At 50.0% G+C, this 20,253-nt stretch carries 21 protein-coding genes; 10 read left to right on the forward strand and 11 right to left on the reverse strand.

Annotated features, from left to right (window positions below):
* Positions 1-12: 12 nt before the first annotated feature.
* The 3 genes from E4L36_RS02645 to E4L36_RS02655 are packed head-to-tail and all read right to left on the reverse strand — an operon-like array spanning position 13 to position 3,997.
* Positions 13-1,644 (reverse strand): AMP-binding protein, encoded by a 1,632-nt coding sequence (locus E4L36_RS02645; RefSeq protein WP_127692779.1) that lies wholly within the window; start codon positions 1,642-1,644, stop codon positions 13-15.
* 52 nt (positions 1,645-1,696) lie between these two features.
* A complete protein-coding gene (locus E4L36_RS02650) occupies positions 1,697-2,827 on the reverse strand; it encodes a CaiB/BaiF CoA-transferase family protein (protein ID WP_136679025.1) in 1,131 nt (376 codons plus the stop codon).
* 12 nt (positions 2,828-2,839) lie between these two features.
* Entirely contained in the window at positions 2,840-3,997 is a 1,158-nt protein-coding gene (locus E4L36_RS02655; RefSeq protein WP_127692777.1) for an acyl-CoA dehydrogenase family protein, read from the reverse strand.
* Positions 3,998-4,215: 218 nt separating this feature from the next.
* Between E4L36_RS02655 and E4L36_RS02660 the strand changes: the two genes are divergently transcribed.
* Positions 4,216-4,683 (forward strand): DUF523 domain-containing protein, encoded by a 468-nt coding sequence (locus E4L36_RS02660; RefSeq protein WP_136679027.1) that lies wholly within the window; start codon positions 4,216-4,218, stop codon positions 4,681-4,683.
* An 81-nt stretch (positions 4,684-4,764) separates the two neighbouring features.
* Here E4L36_RS02660 and purC read toward each other — a convergent pair whose 3' ends face one another.
* The 3 genes from purC to dapA are packed head-to-tail and all read right to left on the reverse strand — an operon-like array spanning position 4,765 to position 7,784.
* Positions 4,765-5,478, reverse strand: a complete 714-nt coding sequence (gene purC / locus E4L36_RS02665) for a phosphoribosylaminoimidazolesuccinocarboxamide synthase (RefSeq protein WP_136679029.1) — start codon at positions 5,476-5,478, stop codon at positions 4,765-4,767.
* Between the two features lie 36 nt (positions 5,479-5,514).
* The gene (bamC, locus tag E4L36_RS02670; RefSeq protein ID WP_136679032.1) at positions 5,515-6,894 is read right to left on the reverse strand and encodes an outer membrane protein assembly factor BamC; all 1,380 of its coding nucleotides are present in this window, start codon (positions 6,892-6,894) and stop codon (positions 5,515-5,517) included.
* Positions 6,895-6,905: 11 nt separating this feature from the next.
* Complete coding sequence (gene dapA / locus E4L36_RS02675; RefSeq protein ID WP_136679271.1) at positions 6,906-7,784, reverse strand: 4-hydroxy-tetrahydrodipicolinate synthase; 879 nt, start codon at positions 7,782-7,784, stop codon at positions 6,906-6,908.
* A gap of 154 nt (positions 7,785-7,938) precedes the next feature.
* On the opposite strand from dapA, the gene E4L36_RS02680 reads away from it, so the two are divergent.
* Positions 7,939-8,406, forward strand: a complete 468-nt coding sequence (locus tag E4L36_RS02680) for a peroxiredoxin (RefSeq protein ID WP_136679034.1) — start codon at positions 7,939-7,941, stop codon at positions 8,404-8,406.
* Between the two features lie 71 nt (positions 8,407-8,477).
* Here the strand turns inward: E4L36_RS02680 and E4L36_RS02685 are convergent, their stop codons facing one another.
* Both E4L36_RS02685 and E4L36_RS02690 read right to left on the reverse strand, forming a co-directional pair.
* Positions 8,478-9,560 (reverse strand): AI-2E family transporter, encoded by a 1,083-nt coding sequence (locus E4L36_RS02685; protein ID WP_136679036.1) that lies wholly within the window; start codon positions 9,558-9,560, stop codon positions 8,478-8,480.
* Between the two features lie 27 nt (positions 9,561-9,587).
* Positions 9,588-9,824 (reverse strand): sulfurtransferase TusA family protein, encoded by a 237-nt coding sequence (locus E4L36_RS02690; RefSeq protein WP_136679037.1) that lies wholly within the window; start codon positions 9,822-9,824, stop codon positions 9,588-9,590.
* A gap of 118 nt (positions 9,825-9,942) precedes the next feature.
* Here E4L36_RS02690 and E4L36_RS02695 point away from each other — a divergent pair, with 118 nt between their 5' ends.
* From E4L36_RS02695 to E4L36_RS02705, 3 genes are all read left to right on the forward strand, one after another.
* Positions 9,943-11,373, forward strand: a complete 1,431-nt coding sequence (locus tag E4L36_RS02695; RefSeq protein WP_136679039.1) for a M48 family metalloprotease — start codon at positions 9,943-9,945, stop codon at positions 11,371-11,373.
* A gap of 117 nt (positions 11,374-11,490) precedes the next feature.
* Positions 11,491-12,258: a hypothetical protein gene (locus E4L36_RS02700; RefSeq protein WP_136679041.1), complete on the forward strand. Its 768-nt coding sequence runs from the start codon at positions 11,491-11,493 to the stop codon at positions 12,256-12,258.
* A gap of 86 nt (positions 12,259-12,344) precedes the next feature.
* Positions 12,345-12,758, forward strand: coding sequence for a hemerythrin family protein (locus E4L36_RS02705; RefSeq protein ID WP_136679042.1), 414 nt, complete (start codon positions 12,345-12,347; stop codon positions 12,756-12,758).
* On the opposite strand, the gene E4L36_RS02710 is transcribed toward E4L36_RS02705, so the two are convergent.
* The gene (locus E4L36_RS02710; protein ID WP_136679044.1) at positions 12,755-13,303 is read right to left on the reverse strand and encodes a TetR/AcrR family transcriptional regulator; all 549 of its coding nucleotides are present in this window, start codon (positions 13,301-13,303) and stop codon (positions 12,755-12,757) included. The genes E4L36_RS02705 and E4L36_RS02710 overlap by 4 nt on opposite strands.
* Positions 13,304-13,383: 80 nt before the next feature.
* Here E4L36_RS02710 and trpB point away from each other — a divergent pair, with 80 nt between their 5' ends.
* The 4 genes from trpB (at position 13,384) to rarD (ending at position 17,546) form a co-directional block, all read left to right on the forward strand.
* Positions 13,384-14,613 (forward strand): tryptophan synthase subunit beta, encoded by a 1,230-nt coding sequence (gene trpB / locus E4L36_RS02715; protein WP_136679046.1) that lies wholly within the window; start codon positions 13,384-13,386, stop codon positions 14,611-14,613.
* Entirely contained in the window at positions 14,610-15,383 is a 774-nt protein-coding gene (trpA, locus tag E4L36_RS02720) for a tryptophan synthase subunit alpha (protein ID WP_136679048.1), read from the forward strand. Before trpB ends, trpA begins: the two co-directional genes overlap by 4 nt.
* 112 nt (positions 15,384-15,495) lie before the next feature.
* Positions 15,496-16,560 carry a histidinol-phosphate transaminase gene (gene hisC, locus E4L36_RS02725; protein ID WP_136679050.1) on the forward strand — a complete coding sequence of 355 codons (1,065 nt, stop codon included), beginning with the start codon at positions 15,496-15,498 and terminating at the stop codon, positions 16,558-16,560.
* Positions 16,561-16,658: 98 nt separating this feature from the next.
* The gene (rarD, locus tag E4L36_RS02730; RefSeq protein ID WP_136679052.1) at positions 16,659-17,546 is read left to right on the forward strand and encodes an EamA family transporter RarD; all 888 of its coding nucleotides are present in this window, start codon (positions 16,659-16,661) and stop codon (positions 17,544-17,546) included.
* 52 nt (positions 17,547-17,598) lie between these two features.
* Here the strand turns inward: rarD and E4L36_RS02735 are convergent, their stop codons facing one another.
* Positions 17,599-18,504, reverse strand: a complete 906-nt coding sequence (locus E4L36_RS02735; RefSeq protein WP_136679055.1) for a sensor domain-containing diguanylate cyclase — start codon at positions 18,502-18,504, stop codon at positions 17,599-17,601.
* 109 nt (positions 18,505-18,613) lie between these two features.
* Entirely contained in the window at positions 18,614-19,612 is a 999-nt protein-coding gene (locus tag E4L36_RS02740; RefSeq protein ID WP_136679058.1) for a rhodanese-related sulfurtransferase, read from the reverse strand.
* A 157-nt stretch (positions 19,613-19,769) separates the two neighbouring features.
* Between E4L36_RS02740 and E4L36_RS02745 the strand changes: the two genes are divergently transcribed.
* The gene (locus E4L36_RS02745; protein ID WP_136679060.1) at positions 19,770-20,192 is read left to right on the forward strand and encodes a DUF3617 family protein; all 423 of its coding nucleotides are present in this window, start codon (positions 19,770-19,772) and stop codon (positions 20,190-20,192) included.
* Positions 20,193-20,253: the final 61 nt, after the last annotated feature.

Genomic DNA, 20,253 nt, shown 5'->3' on the forward strand with positions numbered 1-20,253 from the left:
AAGCCGTTTTAGTTAGGCTTCATCGCGCGCTTGGTTGCGCAACATAAAGCGCTGAATTTTACCGCTAGGCGTCTTCGGCAGCTCTTGTACGAACTCAATTTCACGCGGGAAAGCGTGAGTCGACAGACGGCTACGCACGTGCTGCTTCAGCTCATCCGCTAACTCATCGGTTGGATCCCATTGTGGCTTAATGACCACGTAAGCTTTGATGATGGCACCACGCGATGCATCCGGCTTACCAACAACACCCGACTCCGCAACAGCATCATGCTCCAGCAACGTACTCTCAACATCGGCAGGACCAACACGGTATCCCGCTGTTGTAATGATGTCATCGTCACGGCCAGTAAACGAGTAGCTTCCATCACCATGGCTGATAACCACATCGCCAGTAAGGTAGTACTTGCCTTTGAACGGGTCTTTCTCATCCCATGTGTAGCCTTGGAAGAAGAACAGAGGAGAGTTCTCGACATCCACTGCCAACTGACCCACTTCACCTTCAGTGATCTCTTCAAAATTACCATCCAGCGCGACAACACGGTGCCCTGGCATTGAGAAGCCCATCGAGCCTACGCGAACAATCGACTGCTCGAGGTCGTGATGGTTGCAGCAAGTCATACCGGTTTCTGTTTGGCCGTAGTGATCCATCACATCACAGCCCAAACGACGCTTCACCCAGCTGATAACTTCAGGGTTGAGTGGCTCTCCAGCACTACTTGCTGCGCGCAGGTTAAAGCTCTCGCCCTCAGCCAAGACTTCATCGTTCGCCATCAACATACGGTAAGCGGTAGGTGCTGCAGCTAAGTTTGTGATCCCGTACTTACGCAACATATCGTAGGTAGATTCAGTGGTGAAGCCATTCTCATTGAAGTGCGTCGCATTACCGAGCAGCAGAGGCCCGACTACCGCGTAATAAAGTCCGTATGCCCAACCTGGATCTGCAACGTTCCAGTAAACATCATCCGGGCGCAGACCAATCGCATAGCGCATGTAAACATAGAAAGACATGATCGCACGTGCAGGTACGGCAACGCCTTTTGACTTACCCACTGTGCCCGATGTAAACATCTGCAGGAATGGATCATCAGCACCCACTTTAACCGGCTCAAACTCAGTCGATTGCTCAGCCATGACCTCATCGAATTTGAAATCACCTTCAGCGCCTTTACCAACAGCAACAATCGGAGGACAACCATTAACGTCGTCTAATTTGCTACGGTTTGCATCATCAGACAGCACCAGTTTCGTTTGCGCCTTCTCGACACGATACTCGATCGCACCCGGTCCGAACGCGGTAAATAGCGGCTGATAAACGGCACCCGCACGCAATGTACCTAGGATAACAACGAGCAACTCTGGCGTGCGTGGCAACAGCGCCGCGACACGGTCGCCTTTTCCAATTCCCTGTGATTTCAAGAAGTTTGCGAAGCGTGCCGATTGCTCTTTAAGCTCAGCAAAGGTGTGCTGCGATGCTTCACGCTCTACACCCTCATAGAAAAGGCCAACTTTGGCAGGATCTGTCGCCCAGCGGTCACAAATCTCTTCACACACATTGAAGCCTGATTGACGATCGCCAATCAACTGAGCTTCAAGTTTTTCAGGGGTAAATTCATCGTAAAATGACTGATAGTCCATAATGCTCATTTTGTTGTCTCACTTGTTATCGTTATTCTGTTTAACCGATTTTCATACCGGCTTAATCGAACAAGCCGCTTGCTTTAAGGGCTTGGTAATCCTTTTCGTTAATTCCTATCTCAGCCAAAACAGACTGAGTATCAGCACCCAGATCAGGTGCAGGAGAAAGGCTATCGTGGCTCATACCACTTAGAAGCGGCGTAGGACGTACCTGAATATCACCTTCGTCACCTTGCACAAACAGAGCACGCTCTTGATGGTGCAACTCTTTAGGTACTTCCTGAGGTGTCAAAACAGGTTCTACACAGGCATCAATGCCAGCAAGCTCTGATACCCAATGGCTGCGCGTTTGCTGCTTGAATAACGCCTGCAATACGCCCTTCACTTCGCTGTCGGGTTTATCATTCAGCGCTAACTGATCGAGTCTTTCGAGCAGGCGATAGCGGAACTGAGGTTCAAGGCTGCCGACTGCAATATGGTAGCCGTCCGACGTTTCGTAGTAGTCGTATATTCCGCCACCGCTGAGGAAGTGATCATCGCCAACAAAGTCTGCGTCGCTGTTAAGGCTGACTGGCATCATTAGCGGCTGCAGCGCAACACATTGGTCGCTCATGGCGATATCAATAAACTGCCCTTCTCCCGTTGTTTGACGCTGGATAACGGCAGCGAGTATCGCCATCACGGCTGGTTGCGAACCGCCGGCGACATCCGCTATCTGAACGCTGCTCAGGTGACCGTTAGACGCAGATGATATGCCGCTGAGTGCAAGGTAATTAATATCGTGGCCAGCCGCATGAGCGCGCGAGCCATGCTGCCCAAAGCCTGTGATTGCGCAGTAGATCAACTTAGGGTTGATCTGGGCCAGTGCTTCGTAGTCCAAGCCTAGACGCGCCATCACGCCCGGCCTGAACTGCTCGACGACAATATCAAACTCTTCGATCAGCGCATGAACAATCCGCCGAGCCTGCTCATGTTTCAGATTCAACGCGATAGAGCGTTTGCCACGATTTAAGTAGGCAAATGAAGCTGACTGCCGCCCTACTGAAGGCTTCATCTCACGTACAAGATCTGGGCGTGAAGGTGACTCCACGCGCAAAACCTCAGCCCCCATATCTGCCAACAACATGGTCGCGTATGGGCCGGGGAGCAGTGTCGAGAGATCTAAAACCTTAAGGCCTGCCAGTGGCTTCATTGTCATCACCCCTTAACGTAGCTCACGCAAGATTTCGCGGGCGATAACCAAACGCTGCACCTCGCTCGTGCCCTCGTAGATAGAGGTGATGCGCACATCACGGCTCATGCGCTCCAACGGATACTCCTGCATATAGCCATAGCCGCCTAATAGCTGCAGAGCGGTGTAGCAAGCTTGGTTCGCTTTTTCACTCGCAAACAACTTCGCCATAGAAGCTTCTTTAGCAAACGGTTTACCCGCTTCTTTAAGATATGCTGCATTCATCAAAAGTAGACGAGCTGCTTCTAGCTCAGTCGCGCGGTCGGCGATCATCCATTGCAGGCCTTGGAAATCAGCAATAGGTTTGCCGAACTGCTTACGCTCTAGCGTGTACTGGGTGGCATAATCCATCGCCGCTTGGCCAATACCTAACGCTAGTGATCCAATACCAATACGTCCGCCTGCTAGCTCGGCTACGGCAATGCGGAAACCGTCATTGAGTTTACCTAGCACCGCACTGTCGGGTACTTCACAGTTCTCGAAGTGTACTTCATTGGTAGCCGAGCCATGCTGGCCCATCTTCTTCTCTCCGGGGCCACAGGTGATCCCTGCAGCATCAGCATCTACCAAGAAACAGCTGATCCCTTTACCCTTCGGCGCCTCTGCATCGGTTACCGCCCAAACAACAAAGACACCAGCAAATTCAGCGCTTGTAATCCACTGTTTGGTACCGCTAATCGACCAACCGCTCTCGGTTTTAACCGCGCGAGTGCGCATTGATGCGGGGTCTGAACCTGCACCGGCTTCGGTCAAGCAGAAACTTCCTGCATAAAACTCGCCCGAGCAAATCTTCGGCAAATACTTTTGCTTTTGCTCATCGCTACCCATCGCCTGGATAACCTCGGCAACCATATTGGTCACTGACATCGTCACCGCTGTCGAGGCACATGCTTTGGCGATCTCAGTCACTGCCAAACTAAATGCAACAACACCTGCTTCGGTGCCGCCGTATTCAGCATCAATATTTAAGCCCATGAAACCTAGCTCAGCTAAGTTACGCACATGCGCTTTCGTAATCTCATAATCTTTTGTCTGATCCAGTTTCTCTGCCGTTGCTTGCAGTTCAGTCTCGGCAAAGCGTTTCGCCGTTTCCTGAATCATTTGTTGTTCTTCTGTTAGCGACAAATTCATAGGTGATTTCCATTAAGTGTTTACCCCTAATTTATATCGCCATTTTGAGTTTGGGTAAAGGGACTCGTACAGATTTCAGCCTACGATTATGGTCGACTATAGGAGTAGAAGAGATGCCAAGTTGATTGACGACAAGCAAATAAACCCGCTTCTCATTTGAAGTTCCTACTCATGACGTTAAAATGCGTCACCACACGAACTCAAGGAAGCCAATAACAATGAAAAAAATCCTAATGAGTGCCTGTTTTTTAGGTCAAAAAGTCCGTTATGACGGGCGTCACAGCCTAATAGAGCATCCGTTAATCAAGAAATGGCAAGAGGAAGGACGTTTAATACCATTCTGCCCTGAAGTCGCTGGTGGTTTACCGATTCCACGCGCACCCGCCGAGATCAAAAACCACCATCCGGTCTTGGTCGTCGACCAGAATGAGAAAGATGTCACACCGCAATTCGTAACAGGTGCAGAGCTGGCTGTAGAGCGCGCCAAGCGCGAGGGAGCATGCTGCGCACTCCTTAAGAGCCGCAGCCCATCATGTGGTAACCGCGAGGTCTATGACGGCAAATTCAGCGGAACAGTGGTCCCAGGTGCTGGGGTTACCGCAGCTGAGTTACAACGCCACGGGATACCGGTTTTCAACGAGCGAGAGATCGACCAGATCGAAGAGTTTATATCCAATCAGCTCTAATATGAGTTGGCGATTACGCCATCGATACCGCTGAAACTAAAAAACCTGCACTTGGCAGGTTTTTTATTCACTCATTAACGCTTAATCGAAGTTGATCCCTAAGCGGCGGCCAACTTCTTCGTAGCCTTCAACAACTCCACCAAGCCCCTGGCGGAAACGATCTTTATCGAGCTTTTCACGCGTCTCTTTGTCCCAAAGGCGGCAACCGTCTGGTGAGAACTCATCTCCCAGTACAACTTCACCCTTGAACAAACCAAACTCCAGTTTATGGTCAACTAACAACAGGCCTGCATCATCAAACATCTGCTTGAGTACAGCATTTACTTTAAAGGTTAGCTCTTTCGCCGTTTCGATATGCGCTTTTTCAGCCCAACCGAAAGATTCGATATGATGTTCGTTAACCATTGGATCGCCAAGCTCATCGTTCTTTAGGAAGAACTCGAACGTTGGCGGGTTTAACTCTAGGCCTTCTTCAACACCCAAACGGCGGCAGATTGAGCCTGCAGCATAGTTTCGAACAACACATTCGATCGGCATCATATCTAGCTTTTTAACAACACACTCTTGATCTGAAATCAGCTTTTCAAAGTGTGTGGGAATACCCGCTTCTTCTAGCTTGGACATGATGAACGCGTTGAACTTATTGTTGACCATTCCCTTGCGCTCAAGTTGTTCCACTTTCTTACCATCAAACGCTGAGGTGTCGTTGCGGAAAAACATGATCATGTAATCAGGGTTGTCTGTCGAGTAAACAGACTTGGCTTTACCGGAATATAGCTCTTCGCGCTTTTCCATTAATATCTCCAAAATAACTCTCTTCGATCTACCAAGCTAGCGCTTAGCAGGGATGTTGTCTTTGATAGCCCACAGGATCTCTTCAGCGACAATCGCTGGTGCGGCAAGACCCTCGTCATCTTTAACGGTGATGTAAACACCTGAGCGTGAACGCGTCATTTTCAGCTGATAACGCCCTGTGTGCTCATACGCATCTGTCTCTGCGTTGTAACTGCCTTTCTTATTACCGCCGCCAAACACGTAAACAACACGTCCGGCGAACCAAATTTTGTAGCCGTCTTGGTTAGCTGCATTATTAGGATCATCCAAAGCACGCGCTTGCCCCTCTTCTAATGGCTCTTGAGGCACTTCGTTCGCGCTGTAACGGATAACACTATCATCGTCGACGCCAAACACGCTGGCGATGGTGCCAGTATCAATTTTAATCTCTTCGCGGTCAGAGAATAGCCACTCGAAGAACCCCATCTCCTTCTTGCGATCAATAGGTGTCGAGGTTGTGTAGGTCATGTACATCATGCCAAGGGATTGATCACGCGTACCAACATCAAGATCAGCACGATCCACCGCTGTATTTAGCAGTGACCAAGACTGATCTGCCGATGAGCCAAACTTCAATACGGGATTACCACGGGAGTCGCGACCCAACTGAGGGCGTGTCTGGCTCGGCTGTTGTTGGTAGGCCAGCAACGAGCGCTCTGATGGTTTAAGCGTTGCCTTGGACAGATACCGCAGCATCTCAAACATCATATCGGACTTGTAGCCAACATCATGCGACGTGTTGTCCCAATCGACCGCAGCAACCTGCGCATCCTCAGGTAGAGCAACATGCTGCAACGCGATAGATGTGCGGCCATAGTCGGCAGCGTCAGGTTTGACGGAGAACTTCAGCTTGTTCTTCGTGCCACCTTCGATGGTTTGAAATGTCAGCCTCTTAATCCAGCTGTCGACCATGTTGTATTCAGGACCGCTCACCAAGATCCAATCGGACTCGATCTCGCCTGTCCGTGGGTTGGCACTGGCAACAGGAATGGCATTGAACTTCATGAAGTCCAAGGTTTTTTCCCATACCGCAGCGATAGGCTCATCAACAACGATCAGCTTCTCATCGCCTTGGCGTTTTAAGTTAACCGCTTCACTGCCGGTATCCGCATAGAAAAATTCAGGACGCGGTACTTCAAATGAGCCAACACGAGCAGCTGCAGTTTGGCCTGCGGTAGGCACAACCAGTAAATCTTCTGTTTGGCGCACTTTGAGGTGCGCCGGTATCTCGAGTTTCCTATCTGCGCTTGCTTTCTCGTAGTCCTGAGAGCGGTCACGTAGCAAGCCGTCTTCCCCATAGATTGGGTTTTTGTCCATCATGCTACAACCAGCGCTAACCAACATGGAAGCTGCTAGAACGAGAGGAAACAAACGCATCAGGTTACTCCTTATTCTGAAATGCCACTGTCTACCAAAGCTTGACGCACCACTGCATGATACTGGCTCGATAGGAGGGTCAAAGGTAATCGAATGCCGTCATCGATTAGGCCCATATCATACATAGCCCATTTAACAGGGATTGGATTCGCTTCAACAAAGAGCTGTGTATGCAACGGCATCAAGCGCGCCTGCAATTCACGAGCAGCTTCTGTTTCACCTGCCAAACCTAAACGGCAAAGCTCTGACATCTCAGCTGGCGCAACGTTCGCTGTCACAGAAATATTGCCGTGACCACCCGCCAGAATAAGCTCAATAGCCGTTGCATCGTCACCGGAATAGATCGCGAAATCTTTTGGTGCTTTAGCGATTAACTCACGGGCACGGTCTACATCGCCGGTCGCTTCTTTAATACCGATGATGTTGTCAATTTCCGCTAAACGCAGAACCGTCTCGGGCAACATATCGCAAGCTGTACGGCCCGGCACGTTGTAAAGAATCTGTGGCACATCAACCGCTTTCGCAATCGCTTTAAAGTGCTGATACAAACCTTCCTGAGTCGGCTTGTTGTAGTATGGCGTAACCAGTAAGCACGCCGCAGCACCCGCATTTTTTGCCTCGCGTGTTAGGTCGATAGCTTCTGTTGTTGAGTTTGCGCCAGTTCCCGCGATAACAGGGATTTTGCCTTTGACGCGCTCAACCACACGTTTGATTACCGCACAGTGCTCGTTGCAATCTAGCGTTGCTGATTCACCCGTCGTGCCAACAGCAACGATCGAGTCCGTGCCCTTCTCCAGATGAAAGTCAACAACCTTATCAAGACCGTCCCAATCGATCTCACCGTTTGCTTTCATCGGGGTCACTAGCGCTACAATACTGCCGGTAATCATTTTGTTCTCCATCTAAAAAGCCCAGATTTAAGATTTAACAGAGTGCTCAAATCTAAACTTTGATCTGATATCGTATAGGGCTCAGTATTCTAAACGATTTATGCCGAATAAGCGTAGTAGCGATAACGCTTTTTTTAACGTAAGGATGAAAACCATGTCTACACCTGAAGTTGGCCAACCCATTGCGGACACAACCGCTCAAGCCACCAGCGAGACCACCGTCACACTCTCTGAGCTGAAAGGCAAAAATGTTGTGATCTACTTTTATCCGAAGGACAACACGCCTGGCTGCACAACAGAGGGACAAAACTTCCGCGACCTCTACGCCGAGTTCGAAGTGGCTAACACGGTGATATTTGGCGTCAGTAAAGACAGCATGCGTACCCATGAGAACTTCAAGAAAAAACACGAGTTCCCATTTGAGCTGATCAGTGACCCTGAAGAGGCCTTCTGCAAGCACTTTGATGTCATTAAGTTGAAAAAACTGTACGGCAAGGAATATATGGGTATCGAGCGCAGCACCTTTTTGATCGATGCCGAAGGTATCCTGCGCAACGAGTGGCGCAAAGTTAAGGTCAAAGGTCACGTGGACGAAGTCCTGGAAGCAGTTAAAGCGCTATAGCGCCTGAATCTGCCCTAGCCCACCGACAGGCTAACGTAAAAAAACCCAGCATTTAGCTGGGCTTTTTAGTTTTACGCAGCCTCTTCCAGCTCTTTCTCATCCCTCTCTAAGGGCCCGGGCCAAGCATTGATCACCGCTTTCACGAGGGTCGCTAGTGGAATCGCGAAGAATACACCCCAAAACCCCCACAAAGTACCAAATAGAAGCACTGCAACAATGATTGCGATGGGGTGCAAGTTGACAGCCTCTGAGAACAGCAGCGGCACCAACACGTTACCATCCAAAGCTTGAATGATGCCGTAAGCGATCATTAAGTACATGAACTCACTACTCCAGCCCCACTGAAAGAAACCCACCAGAGCCACCGGCAAGGTTACCAGCGCCGCGCCGATATAAGGGATAAGCACCGAAAGCCCCACCAAAATCCCAAGTAACGCCGCATAATTGATGCCCAAGAACAGGAAGGTTACGTACGTCACCAAACCAACAATCATGATCTCAATGACTTTGCCACGAATGTAATTAGCAATCTGGTCGTCCATTTCATCCCAAATTTTGGTCATCATCTGGCGCTTGCGCGGTAGAAACGAGGTCCACCACTTCACCAGACTGCGGCCATCTTTAAGAAAGAAGAACACTAATATGGGCACCAGCACCACATAAACAAGCACTGTCACAATACTTGTTAAGGAGTTGACCGAGTAAGTAAAGACCCATTGGCTCGCAGTTGTTAGCTCACTGGTCGCCAAGTTCATGATATCGCGCACTTTGTCTTCTGAAATCCACTGTGGATACGTTTCGGGCAATACCAGCAGTAGCGCTTGAACCTCTTGCACCATATTGGGCAGATCTTTGAAAAAGGTCGATAACTGCTGCCAAGCGAGCGGTATAACCACCAGCGCCAAGGCAAGCACAAAACCGATAAAGCCGACAAAGACAATAGAGACTGATACTAAGTGAGGGACTTTACGCTCCTTTAACCAGTCCACACCGCCCTGCATCAAAAAGGCGATAATCAAACCTGCAAATACAGGGGCAAGCGGCTTCCCTAGCGTTAGGATAATAACGAGCGATACACTGAGTAGAAGGAAGAGAAACAGTGCCTCCTCATCCGAAAAGTAGCGTTCGATCCACTTCGAGAAAATTGCTCTCATAGGTAGTTATGCCTTGTATTGTTCTAGTTACCCGCGACGAATCACGTAGATATAGTCACCACCCTCGGTGAACATTTCAATCAGCTCATGGTCGGACTGATCAGTAAATGCTTTAAAGTCTCGTTGCGAGCCGCCATCCGTCGCAATCACTTTTAATAGCTCGCCGGGTAGCATCTGATTTAGCTTTTGCTTCGTTTTCAGCAGTGGCATCGGGCAATTGAGGCCGGAGGCATCAAGAAACTCGTCAACTTCAATATCTGGCATATTCTGGCCTTATATCAATACATTACGTATGTTACTTTGGCTGAAAGGTGTCTCAGCTAAAAAATGCCACGATAATGACATGGTTATCACCACCTTAAAAGCCAGTGAGATCTTTTACATGCGATTCGTTCATCTTTTTTTCTTCATCCTTGTGCTCTCAGTATCTTCCCGAGCAATTGCGAACAGCGACCTACCGGTACTCACAGACGCCGCATCCTCCACGATCTCTCTGGATCAGGAGCACCGTCTTGGCCGCGCATGGGTGCGCTCATTACGAGGAAGCGTCAAGCTCTTGGACGATCCACTCGCTGTGTCCTATCTACACGACCTCAGTTGGGAGCTGGTTGGTCATAGCCAGCTGCAAGACCGCCGCATCGACTTGGTCGTTGTTGATAATCAAACGTTTAACGCCTTCGCGGTACCGGGCGGCATTATCGGTATTCACGGCGGCCTGCTGCTTGCTGCAGAACGGGAAGACGAGCTTGCTTCGGTACTTGCACACGAGCTGGCGCACCTTAGCCAGCGCCACTATGCAGCGAGTTTAGAGGAATCACGTCGCAATCGCCCACTGGCCATCGCTAGTTTCTTAGCCAGCGTACTGATTGCAGCCGCCGACTCCCAAGCGGGCGCAGCGGCGATCTCTACATCTATTGCCGCTCAACAGTCCGCCCGTCTCTCCTTTAGCCGTCAAAACGAACGTGAGGCTGACCGAGTGGGTATGCAAACACTCGTTTCTGCTGGTATCGACCCCAGCGCGATGCCTCGTATGTTCTCCCGTATGCAAGCATCACAGCGCTTTTTAAGCAAACCACCTGAGTTTTTATTGACTCACCCCGTTACCGAAGCACGTATTGCGGACTCTCTCAACCGCGCTGAGCGGCTCGGAAAGCCAACACTGACCCGCCGCAGTATTGAGTTCGCAGCGGTTAAGGCGCGTATGGCGGTGTACTATGAATCAAACCCTCAAACTGCTTACAACCATTTCCAAGACAAACATCGCTCTAGCGGCAAGCCCGAAGACCTATACGCCTTTGCTGTCGCAGCGATCCGTTTAAGCCGTCCAGATCAAGCGAAGCAGGCACTAGCTAAGCTTCCCGATGAATGGCGAAAGCATCTATTTACACAACTCACGGGCGTTGAAGCCGATATTGCAGCTCTACGCTGGAGGCAAGCCGCGCAAACACTCGATGGCCTAGCCGCGGTATACCCGGGTAATTTTGCCGTTGAACAACGCCGCGCAGAGGCATATATGGGCGCAGGTTTAGCCGATAAAGCGGTACAGGTTCTCAATGATCTTAAACGTGAATACCCAAATGACGTTACAACCCACTACCTACTAGCAGAAGCTCTCGGGCAAGCTGGACGAAACATCGCTGTACATGAAGCCCGCATCGACTATTTTCTGCTGACCGGTCAGATCGATCGAGCCTTGACGCAAGTCCAGTATGCTCATCGTGAGCGCAACCTTACAGCCTCTGATAAAGCACGTATCGACCAACTAGAACAAGACGTCAAACAAGTACGTGCCGAAATGGAAGCGGCACTGTAAGCGAAAACGAGTGAGAGCAAGGCCTTGCATAGCCAAAACTAGCAACTGGAATTCAAACACAAACCATCTATACTGAAATCGTGACACTCCGCCTAAGAACAAGCAAAAGGAGCTGTTATGAAACATTTAATTCAAACAGTTTACTCTGTTTTCCTATGCACGGCTTTTGCCCAATCAATTAGCGCGACCGAGTTGCTGGTAGGCAAAGTCTGTCCAGTTATTTACGACAAACAAGCACTGGGCATTTTAGTGTTCTCGCGCGAGTGGTATCACGACAGTCGCCACAACGCGGCGTACACGCCACGGGATAACGCAACAGGCGTTGGCCTTGAAATACACCTTTTTCCAAGTCGGCAAGGGCATTTACAACACGGTAACTTCGCCCAATGCGACCAATATCGTGTTATTCAGGTGCGCCACACCAATGCGCGACTAATTCCACCCGAACGGTCAGTACAGATCGATGTACCTGATGGCTTCCTGCACCCGTTTTACGATGCCGCACCACTTGAGCATGGCTACAACTCACACCAAACCCCCATCGACTCGCGCGACAAACCTTGGCAGGGTCGGCACTCGCGTGCATCGGAAGTCGCCATCTACGATACCCCTTACATATCAGATGGTTATGGTATTGAAGGACAAGACATTTTCGTTGGTTTTGAAACCTGTGCAGTATGCACTCGCAACCAACGATACGACACCATTTTGGCGTGCGGTACGTGGGGCTATCAGCGGGACTATCTCGGGGGAATGACGGGATGGACAGAACCCGAGTTCCACCCAGTCAAGTGCAGTAACACACCCTCAGCGCAGTTCCAGCAAGCCTTGCATGAATCCACACGTATCGATTACAGCTACTGGCTAGACTGGCGTACAGAATAGACTTCTAAATTAGACAAAAGCCAAATAGGAACCTATCGCAAGTCGACGTAACCTCAAAGCAGAAGAATAAGAAACGGGAGCCGCTCATGCCAAACAGCCCTTTCGGTCACGATACCGCTCACACCGTGCATACGGTCATTGAGGAGGATCACCAGGAGGTTTTTCGTCGCATCGACCAGCTTGAACAGGTTCTGCGCACGCCCAGCCCTGAGCAAGAATCGTTAATTTCGCTGCACTTTCAAGCATTAGTCCAGCACCAAGCTGACCACTTTTCGCGTGAGGAAGAGCTCATGCAAGCCTACAGCTGCCCTAACTATCTGCGCCACCGCCAAGAGCATCGCCGCGTCATCCGTGAACTGCGGGCAGCCCTAGATCACTGGCAGCAATACACCGATATAGACGCCATACGCACCTATCTCGTTGATGTTTTCCCAAACTGGCTACACCGACACATAGCCACTATGGACAAGGTAGCACTTCCCTACTCGAAGGTGCTCTAGCAGTGCTTTAGCAAGCCAGACAGCGCACGGCGCACGGCACCCTCATCAGGATCCATCCCCATAAGCGCAGGTAGCATAAACCCCTGTACCAAAGCTCCCTGCAACAACATAGCCGAACCGCTCAACCTTTCTAACGGGTTCGGCGCTTGAGCCAAAACCCAGCGTTCGATTTGCGACTGATAGTCTGCAAACGCAACCTTGAGCTCATCTGATAACTTATGCTCCTCGCCAAGAAAGATGCGATAGATCGCCAGCCGTGCCGCATCTTTAACAAGTGCTTGATAAAACGCCAGAATGCGCTCCAGCCCATCACTATGTTCAGTTTCTGCTTGGCTGAAGTGCTTACTAAGCTCAGCCGCCTGCTGCTCCAGCACCGCTAATAACAACGCCAACTTACTCGGAAAATTATTGTAAACCGTCGGCTTAGATACACCGGCAACCTGCACAACAAGGTCGATAGACGTACCTTGATAACCACGCTCAGCAAATAACTCAAATGCCGTATCGACAATGAGCTGACGTTTTGATGGACGCCCTCTCGCCATAAATCCCCCATTGACGCGCAAAAAAAAAACGATTAATTTAACTAAACCGTTTAGTTAATAATTTATATCAGGATCTGATCATGAGTGATGAAGGACGTTTTGGTCAATATGGGGGAAGCTTTATTCCCGAAATACTGTTCAATAGCCAACAAGATCTGCTCAGCGCTTACCGAGAAGCGATGGTTGATCCCGAATTCAAAGCTGAAATGCTGGCACAGATGCAACAGTATTCTGGACGCCCAACACCGCTAACCCCCTGTCCGAACTTATCTCAGCAGTTGGGCGGCGCTCAAATCTATCTTAAGCGCGAAGATCTAAACCACAGCGGCGCGCACAAGATGAATAACGTGATCGGCCAAGGCTTGCTCGCGAAACGCATGGGCAAAAAACGCGTGATCGCTGAAACGGGTGCTGGTCAACATGGCGTGGCTTCCGCATTGGTTTCTGCCCGTCTAGGCCTTGAATGCACCGTTTACATGGGTGCCCACGATATTGAACGCCAGTACCCTAATGTGTTCTGGATGAAGCAACTGGGCGCAACGGTAGTACCTGTCACAACCGGCGCGGCCACTTTAAAGGATGCGCTAGATGAAGCGATGCGCGACTGGTCGAGTAGTTTTAATGACACCCACTACCTGATCGGCACAAGTTGCGGATGCGCCCCCTACCCTGAGATGGTCGCCGGATTCCAGTCGATCATTGGCGAAGAAGTGTTCAGCCAAGCGCCGGAAGTACTCGGGCGTCAACCTGATAAGATCTATGCTTGTGTTGGCGGTGGCAGTAACGCCTGCGGAATCTTCCTGCCCTACAAAGGCACAACAACCGAGCTTGTGGGTGTCGAGGCCGGCGGAATTGGTGACGGCGTAGGAGAGCACGCGATGCGCTTCAACACCGATCAAGCACGCTTCGGGATCGCACAAGGTTACGCTACTGAGTTCTTGCAAGACGAGCAAGGCCAGCTACTGCCAACGCAATCGATCTCGGCGGGTCTGGATTATGTCGGCGTTTCCCCGATTCTTGCGGATATGGTCAAGCGCAATGAGCTACGCATGACAGCCGCACGCGACGAAGCCGTACTAGACGCCTTTAAACGACTTGCCACAACAGAGGGCATTATCGCGGCACTCGAGTCCTCTCACGCTGTTGCAGCGGCAATTGCTGAGGCACCAAAGCTTTCGCGTGACGAAAAACTCGTTGTGAATTTATCAGGCCGCGGCGATAAGGACCTGTTTAACATCGCCAGCGCCCTAAAAGACGCCCCATTTAACGACTTCCTAGCAGACTATCTAGCGCGGGAGAAGCAAGCATGAGCACCCTGCAAACCTATATCAAGACTCAGCGCGAGAGCCGACCGATCCTCCTTATGACCCATGTTATCTATGGCTATCCAACGATAAAAGATAGCCTAGAGATCATGGAGACATTGCTGCGCGAAGGCACGGATATTCTTGAAGTTCAGTTTCCTTTTTCTGACCCAGTCGCCGATGGGCCAACGATCACTAACGCCTGTCACGTCGCGCTAGAGAATGCTCCTACACTTCGCCAGTGCTTGGCCGATATCAACGCCCTTGCCACACGCTACCCTGACAGCAAACTCGTACTTATGAGCTACCTTAACCCAATGTTACAATTTGGTTTTGAAGCCTTAGCCGACGCCGCAGCGCCTGCTATAAGTGGCTTAATCATCCCCGATCTGCCGATAGAGCAAGCCAGCTTCGTTGAGCCACTAAAGGCTGCGGACATTGCACCGATCTGGCTAACCATTCCACAGATGGACTCCGCTCGCTTAGCCCAAACCCTCAGCGCTGCCAGCGGTATGCTCTACTGTGTAAGCCGATCAGGTGTTACTGGTGGTGCTACTGCATTCGATGCAGTAACAGACAACTTAGATACGCTAAAACAGCAAACGTCAGTACCGCTCGGTGTTGGCTTTGGAATTAGCAAGCCGGAACATATCACGGCGCTGATTGGTCATGCGGATATCGCCATCGTGGGCTCTGCGTTACTCGACGCCTATAACGAGGCAGGCCTAACACAGCTGGTGACACGCTTTAAAAGCTTGCAAACGGCTGCACGGTAACCAACGACATGTTGGCATAAAAAATTCAGCTGGCGCAGATATTCTCGACAGCTGAATTTTGCTATTCTGTTTTGCCATTTAAACCAATTGGTTAATTTAAACGAGAGATCAAATGAGCAAGTTCTGGAGTGCAGCGATTCGTGACCTCACACCTTATGTTCCTGGTGAACAGCCTAAGGTTACTAATCTGATCAAACTTAACACCAACGAGAACCCTTTCCCCCCCTCGCCGGCTGTTGAGCAAGCACTGCATCATTACGATACTGCTCGACTCACTCTGTACCCAGACCCTGACTCGACAGAACTTAAAGAGGCACTCGCAAACTGCTACGGTGTTGAGCGTGCCCAAGTCTTTGTTGGGAACGGCTCAGACGAGGTGCTCGCACACGCGTTCATGGCATTTTTCCGCCAAGATAAGCCGTTGTTGATGCCGTCTATCACCTACAGCTTCTACGATGTGTATTGCAACCTTTACCAGATCGACTATCAACATATTCCCCTTGAGGATGACTTCTCAATTGCACTAACAAACTACACGACTGAGAACGGCGGCATCATCTTTGCAAATCCAAATGCACCCACGGGCAGGTCACTATCGTTAGATGAGATTGAAGCACTTCTGCAGCGCAATACCGAATCCGTTGTTATTGTTGATGAAGCTTACGTTGATTTTGGCGCCCAAAGCGCAGTCGCGTTAGTGGACAAATACCCGAATGTGTTGGTCATCCAAACCTTCTCTAAATCGCGCTCACTCGCAGGTATGCGAGTTGGCTTTGCCATCGGCCATACAGAGCTGATCGATGGCTTGGAGCGCGTAAAAAATAGCTTTAATTCCTATCCACTTGACGCGCTGGCACAAAAAACGGCGGTTGCTGCCCTGCAAGATCAATCCTACTTTGAGCAGTCCGTGGCGCAGATTATGACTACGCGCCAATGGACAACCGAGCAACTATCAGAGCTAGGCTTTAAGGTCATCCCATCGGCTACAAACTTTGTATTCGCTGAGCATCGCTTTATTGAGGGCGCTGAGCTAATGGGCTACCTGCGTACCAACAATATTTTAGTGCGCCACTTCAGTCGCCCAGAGATAGACAACTTCTTGCGTATCACCATTGGTACTCAGGAACAGATGGAAGCATTGGTCGCATGTCTTAAACAGCATCCAGACCTTAGCTAGACCACAGCCTGAGCGCTGAAACACCACCGCACAATTCAACATATTCGCGAGCGCTATTGAGGCGCTCGTTTTTTTGATCCCGCAACAAGGACGTCACTTTGAACGATTCCCAACGAGGCCTGCTGCTTGCGCTTGCCGCTTATGGTATTTGGGGCTGCTTCGCGCTCTTCTTCCACCTTGTTAAACACATCCCCGCTGTAGAAGTACTGGGCCACCGTGTTCTTTGGTCGCTGATTTTTGTCGCGATTGTTTTAAGCGCCACCCGCCAATGGAAAAAGGTGCGCTATGCGTTTAATGATCGCCGCTTACTTCTGCTGCTGGCAGGCTCCTCGTGCATGATCGCAATTAATTGGGTGCTATACATCTGGGCCGTGGGGGCAGGCCGCGCGGTCGAGGCGAGCTTGGGTTACTTTATTAATCCACTGGTGGCCGTCGCGCTGGCGGTGATTTTCTTGAAAGAGACGCTATTCGGTTTTCAGAAGATAGCGATCGGCTTGGCGCTTGCAGGTGTGGGCTATAAGCTAATTAGCGTCGGAGAGCTACCTTGGATATCGCTAACGCTGGCAACAACCTTCGCGTTTTACGGGTTAATCCGAAAGCAAACACAGGTGGATGCCGTATCGGGGCTATTCATCGAAACGCTGATTCTCGTACCTGCAGCATTGGCGTATTTAAGCTATTTGCTGCTTGCTGGCACCGGTTCATCGTTATCCAGTTACGATTGGGGACTACTCATACTTTCCGGCATTATTACGGCATTGCCACTCATTGCCTTTTCAGCCGCGGCGAAACACCTTAGTTTAACCGTACTCGGGTTTATGATTTATCTCGCACCGTCTCTGCAGTTATTATCTGCAGTGTTGATACTCGGCGAGCCTTTCAATCAGGATGACTGGGTCACTTTTGCTCTTATCTGGGCAGGGCTTATCGTGTTTTCAGGTGGTGCAGCACTGAAGCACCAGCGCAGCCGCACTAAACATAGCTGATTAGAGCAACAAAAAAGGAGGCTAAATAGCCTCCTTTTTTCATGACAAACGCTTAAGCCTCACTCTCGCCTTCAATTCGATTGGAACCACTTTGCTTGGCGATAAACAGGTTCTCTTCTGCACGCTTTAAGATATCTTCAGCCGAATCTTCCGCATCTTGCAGCGTTGCCGAGCCTATACACACCGTAATCTTGAGTGTGACATCTTCGAAATCGATCTCTAAGTTTTCCGCTAGACGGCGCACCCGCTCCGCTGCCAACAACGCCTGATCGTGATTAGTTTCAGGCAGAAACATCACAAATGCATCATCAGAGAAGCGCGCAAAGAAATCGGCTGTACGTTTAAAGTTTTGCATCGCTTGCACAAAGGCTTGCAACACTCGATCACCCGCATCTAAACCATGTGTGCTATTGATGTCGCTGAAGTGATCGATATCTATTTTCAGGAATGAGCATACCCAGTCATAACGTTTGGCTTGGGCAACAGACTGCTTGAGAATGGTCATCAAGGCCCGGCGGTTGTATGCGCCTGTGAGAGGATCACGCTGTGCTAATGTAATCGCTTTTTGCTCTGAACGCTTCGCATCTGCAATATCGCGAGCAATCCAGAGCAGCTCATCATCATTTACAGCAACGATACGTGTGTCCCATACCTGCGCATCAGTAAGACCGGCTTCACGCCAGTCCAATGAATGCTCAGGGTTCATCGATACTAACAGTTTTTGCGGCTCACGTGAGGCTAGCGCACTTTCGATTTGAGCATCAATATGCGCGCTAATATCCGATGAGAAAAGGCTTGAGAACGTACGGGTTAGGAGTACATCAGGATGCAACCACTGAGCATCCCCAGCTCTGACATCGGTCACCTCACCAGCGGCATTAAGGTGCACAACAATTTGCTCTAATGCGCTAGAGAGTGCATCGAAGCGCTGCTGATAGTTGCTGCCAGAGTCAGCCATAGTGTTCTCCTACCCTGTATTATCTTTTCCCTAAGTTATAGCACAGCTGTTTTTGTTTGTTAGCTATAAATTTAAATTAATCAGCGACCTAGACTAAAAGCGTTATGCCTCAGTTGCCTGATTTGCGTTGCTGTGCTTGCTGCTGACGCTCACGATCTGCCTGCTTTTTCTGACGACGTGTTTGCGTACTTTCATTGGCTTCTTCACCCAGGTGCCCCTCACCGCGTTCTCTGGCGAGGCGCATTTGTAGTTCACGCTGTCGAAAGCGCGCTAGCTGATCTTCACTATGCGTACCAAAACAGTGCGGGCAGCTAACACCCTGCTCAAACTTATCGCTTGCTTTATCCTCAGCAGTAATAGGTAGGCGGCAAGCCGCACAGGCTTCATATTGGCCTTTCTCCAACTGATGATTGACTGTCACACGGTCATCAAATACGAAGCACTCACCTTCCCATAGGGATTCCTCTTGATCCACCTCTTCGAGATATTTCAAGATACCGCCCTTGAGGTGATAAACCTCTTCAAAGCCCTGCTCAAGCATAAAGGCCGTCGACTTTTCACAGCGAATGCCACCGGTGCAAAACATCGCAACCTTCTTCTGCTTTTCAGGATTCATGTTTTCTGCAACATACGCTGGAAACTCACGGAAGGTATCTGTCTCGGGGTTCACTGCATGCTTAAAGGTACCGACTTGGACCTCATAGTCATTACGCGTATCGACAACGACGACGTCTGGGTCAGAGATGAGAGCATTCCAATCCTGTGGCTCGATATAGGTACCCACGACACGTTTTGGGTCGATGCCCTCAACGCCCAGTGTGACAATCTCCTTCTTGAGTTTCACTTTGCCACGCTTAAACGGTTGTTTTTCATGGTATGACTCTTTGTAGTCAAGATCGGCCAAACGCGGGTCTGATTTCAGCCACGTCAGCAAGCTATCAATACCTTCGCGAGATCCGGATACAGTTCCGTTAATACCTTCATTGGCCAACAGTAACGTGCCGCGAATATGGTTGCTTTGCATCACTTGTGTCAAAGGTTCGCGAATCTCTTGGAAATTATCGAGCGTCACAAATTTGTAAAGTGCGCAAACAACGATATCAGCCATGCTGGAGCTCCAGTGTAAATCAATAAAAGTGCGCAATTATAAGCGTTCAGCGCTCTGGTGTCGTTAAATCGATCACCTATTTTCGCAATGGCTATTCACCTGAGAAGCCAATAGAATGAAATCCTATATTCAGCCGACCTAATTAAAGGACATCACTATGCGTTGCCAACGCTATCTCTGCGCTTCATTGCTCGTTTGTGCCTCAACGTTAACCAGTGCTGAGGGCATTCCCGTTGAGCCGGGTTTGTGGGAGTCCACAACCGTTATTAAATCATCGATGCTGCCACAACCGATGAAAGAAACGACGCGCGAATGCGTTACCGAAACTGAGGTGACCCCAGAGCTATTTATTGATCAAGAAGACCAGTCTTGTGCTGTCTCAGATGTTAATGTCACGAGCGATACCATCACATGGAAAATGGTGTGCCAAGAGGAAGGTGGTCAAGCAAAAGGTAATGGTATACTGAAGGTTAATGGCGACGCGATGTCAGGAAAGATGCAGATGACTATGTCGGTGCAGGGAATGGAAGTGAACATGGATTCATCATGGACAGGCCAGCGAATCGGCCCTTGTCCATAATGATGGCGCCCGCGCTACGCATTTATCTAGCTGCGGGTGCATCTGCTATGCAGGGATCAAC

Source organism: Neptunomonas sp. XY-337, from assembly GCF_004959845.1.
Lineage (GTDB): Bacteria > Pseudomonadota > Gammaproteobacteria > Pseudomonadales > Balneatricaceae > Neptunomonas > Neptunomonas marina.

Coding starts and splice junctions, on each gene's coding strand:
- E4L36_RS02645 (WP_127692779.1), bottom strand. CDS start 1,644: ATGAGCATTATGGACTATCAGTCATTTTACGATGAATTTACCCCTGAA.
- E4L36_RS02650 (WP_136679025.1), bottom strand. CDS start 2,827: ATGAAGCCACTGGCAGGCCTTAAGGTTTTAGATCTCTCGACACTGCTC.
- E4L36_RS02655 (WP_127692777.1), bottom strand. CDS start 3,997: ATGAATTTGTCGCTAACAGAAGAACAACAAATGATTCAGGAAACGGCG.
- E4L36_RS02660 (WP_136679027.1), top strand. CDS start 4,216: ATGAAAAAAATCCTAATGAGTGCCTGTTTTTTAGGTCAAAAAGTCCGT.
- purC (WP_136679029.1), bottom strand. CDS start 5,478: ATGGAAAAGCGCGAAGAGCTATATTCCGGTAAAGCCAAGTCTGTTTAC.
- bamC (WP_136679032.1), bottom strand. CDS start 6,894: ATGCGTTTGTTTCCTCTCGTTCTAGCAGCTTCCATGTTGGTTAGCGCT.
- dapA (WP_136679271.1), bottom strand. CDS start 7,784: ATGATTACCGGCAGTATTGTAGCGCTAGTGACCCCGATGAAAGCAAAC.
- E4L36_RS02680 (WP_136679034.1), top strand. CDS start 7,939: ATGTCTACACCTGAAGTTGGCCAACCCATTGCGGACACAACCGCTCAA.
- E4L36_RS02685 (WP_136679036.1), bottom strand. CDS start 9,560: ATGAGAGCAATTTTCTCGAAGTGGATCGAACGCTACTTTTCGGATGAG.
- E4L36_RS02690 (WP_136679037.1), bottom strand. CDS start 9,824: ATGCCAGATATTGAAGTTGACGAGTTTCTTGATGCCTCCGGCCTCAAT.
- E4L36_RS02695 (WP_136679039.1), top strand. CDS start 9,943: ATGCGATTCGTTCATCTTTTTTTCTTCATCCTTGTGCTCTCAGTATCT.
- E4L36_RS02700 (WP_136679041.1), top strand. CDS start 11,491: ATGAAACATTTAATTCAAACAGTTTACTCTGTTTTCCTATGCACGGCT.
- E4L36_RS02705 (WP_136679042.1), top strand. CDS start 12,345: ATGCCAAACAGCCCTTTCGGTCACGATACCGCTCACACCGTGCATACG.
- E4L36_RS02710 (WP_136679044.1), bottom strand. CDS start 13,303: ATGGCGAGAGGGCGTCCATCAAAACGTCAGCTCATTGTCGATACGGCA.
- trpB (WP_136679046.1), top strand. CDS start 13,384: ATGAGTGATGAAGGACGTTTTGGTCAATATGGGGGAAGCTTTATTCCC.
- trpA (WP_136679048.1), top strand. CDS start 14,610: ATGAGCACCCTGCAAACCTATATCAAGACTCAGCGCGAGAGCCGACCG.
- hisC (WP_136679050.1), top strand. CDS start 15,496: ATGAGCAAGTTCTGGAGTGCAGCGATTCGTGACCTCACACCTTATGTT.
- E4L36_RS02735 (WP_136679055.1), bottom strand. CDS start 18,504: ATGGCTGACTCTGGCAGCAACTATCAGCAGCGCTTCGATGCACTCTCT.
- E4L36_RS02740 (WP_136679058.1), bottom strand. CDS start 19,612: ATGGCTGATATCGTTGTTTGCGCACTTTACAAATTTGTGACGCTCGAT.
- E4L36_RS02745 (WP_136679060.1), top strand. CDS start 19,770: ATGCGTTGCCAACGCTATCTCTGCGCTTCATTGCTCGTTTGTGCCTCA.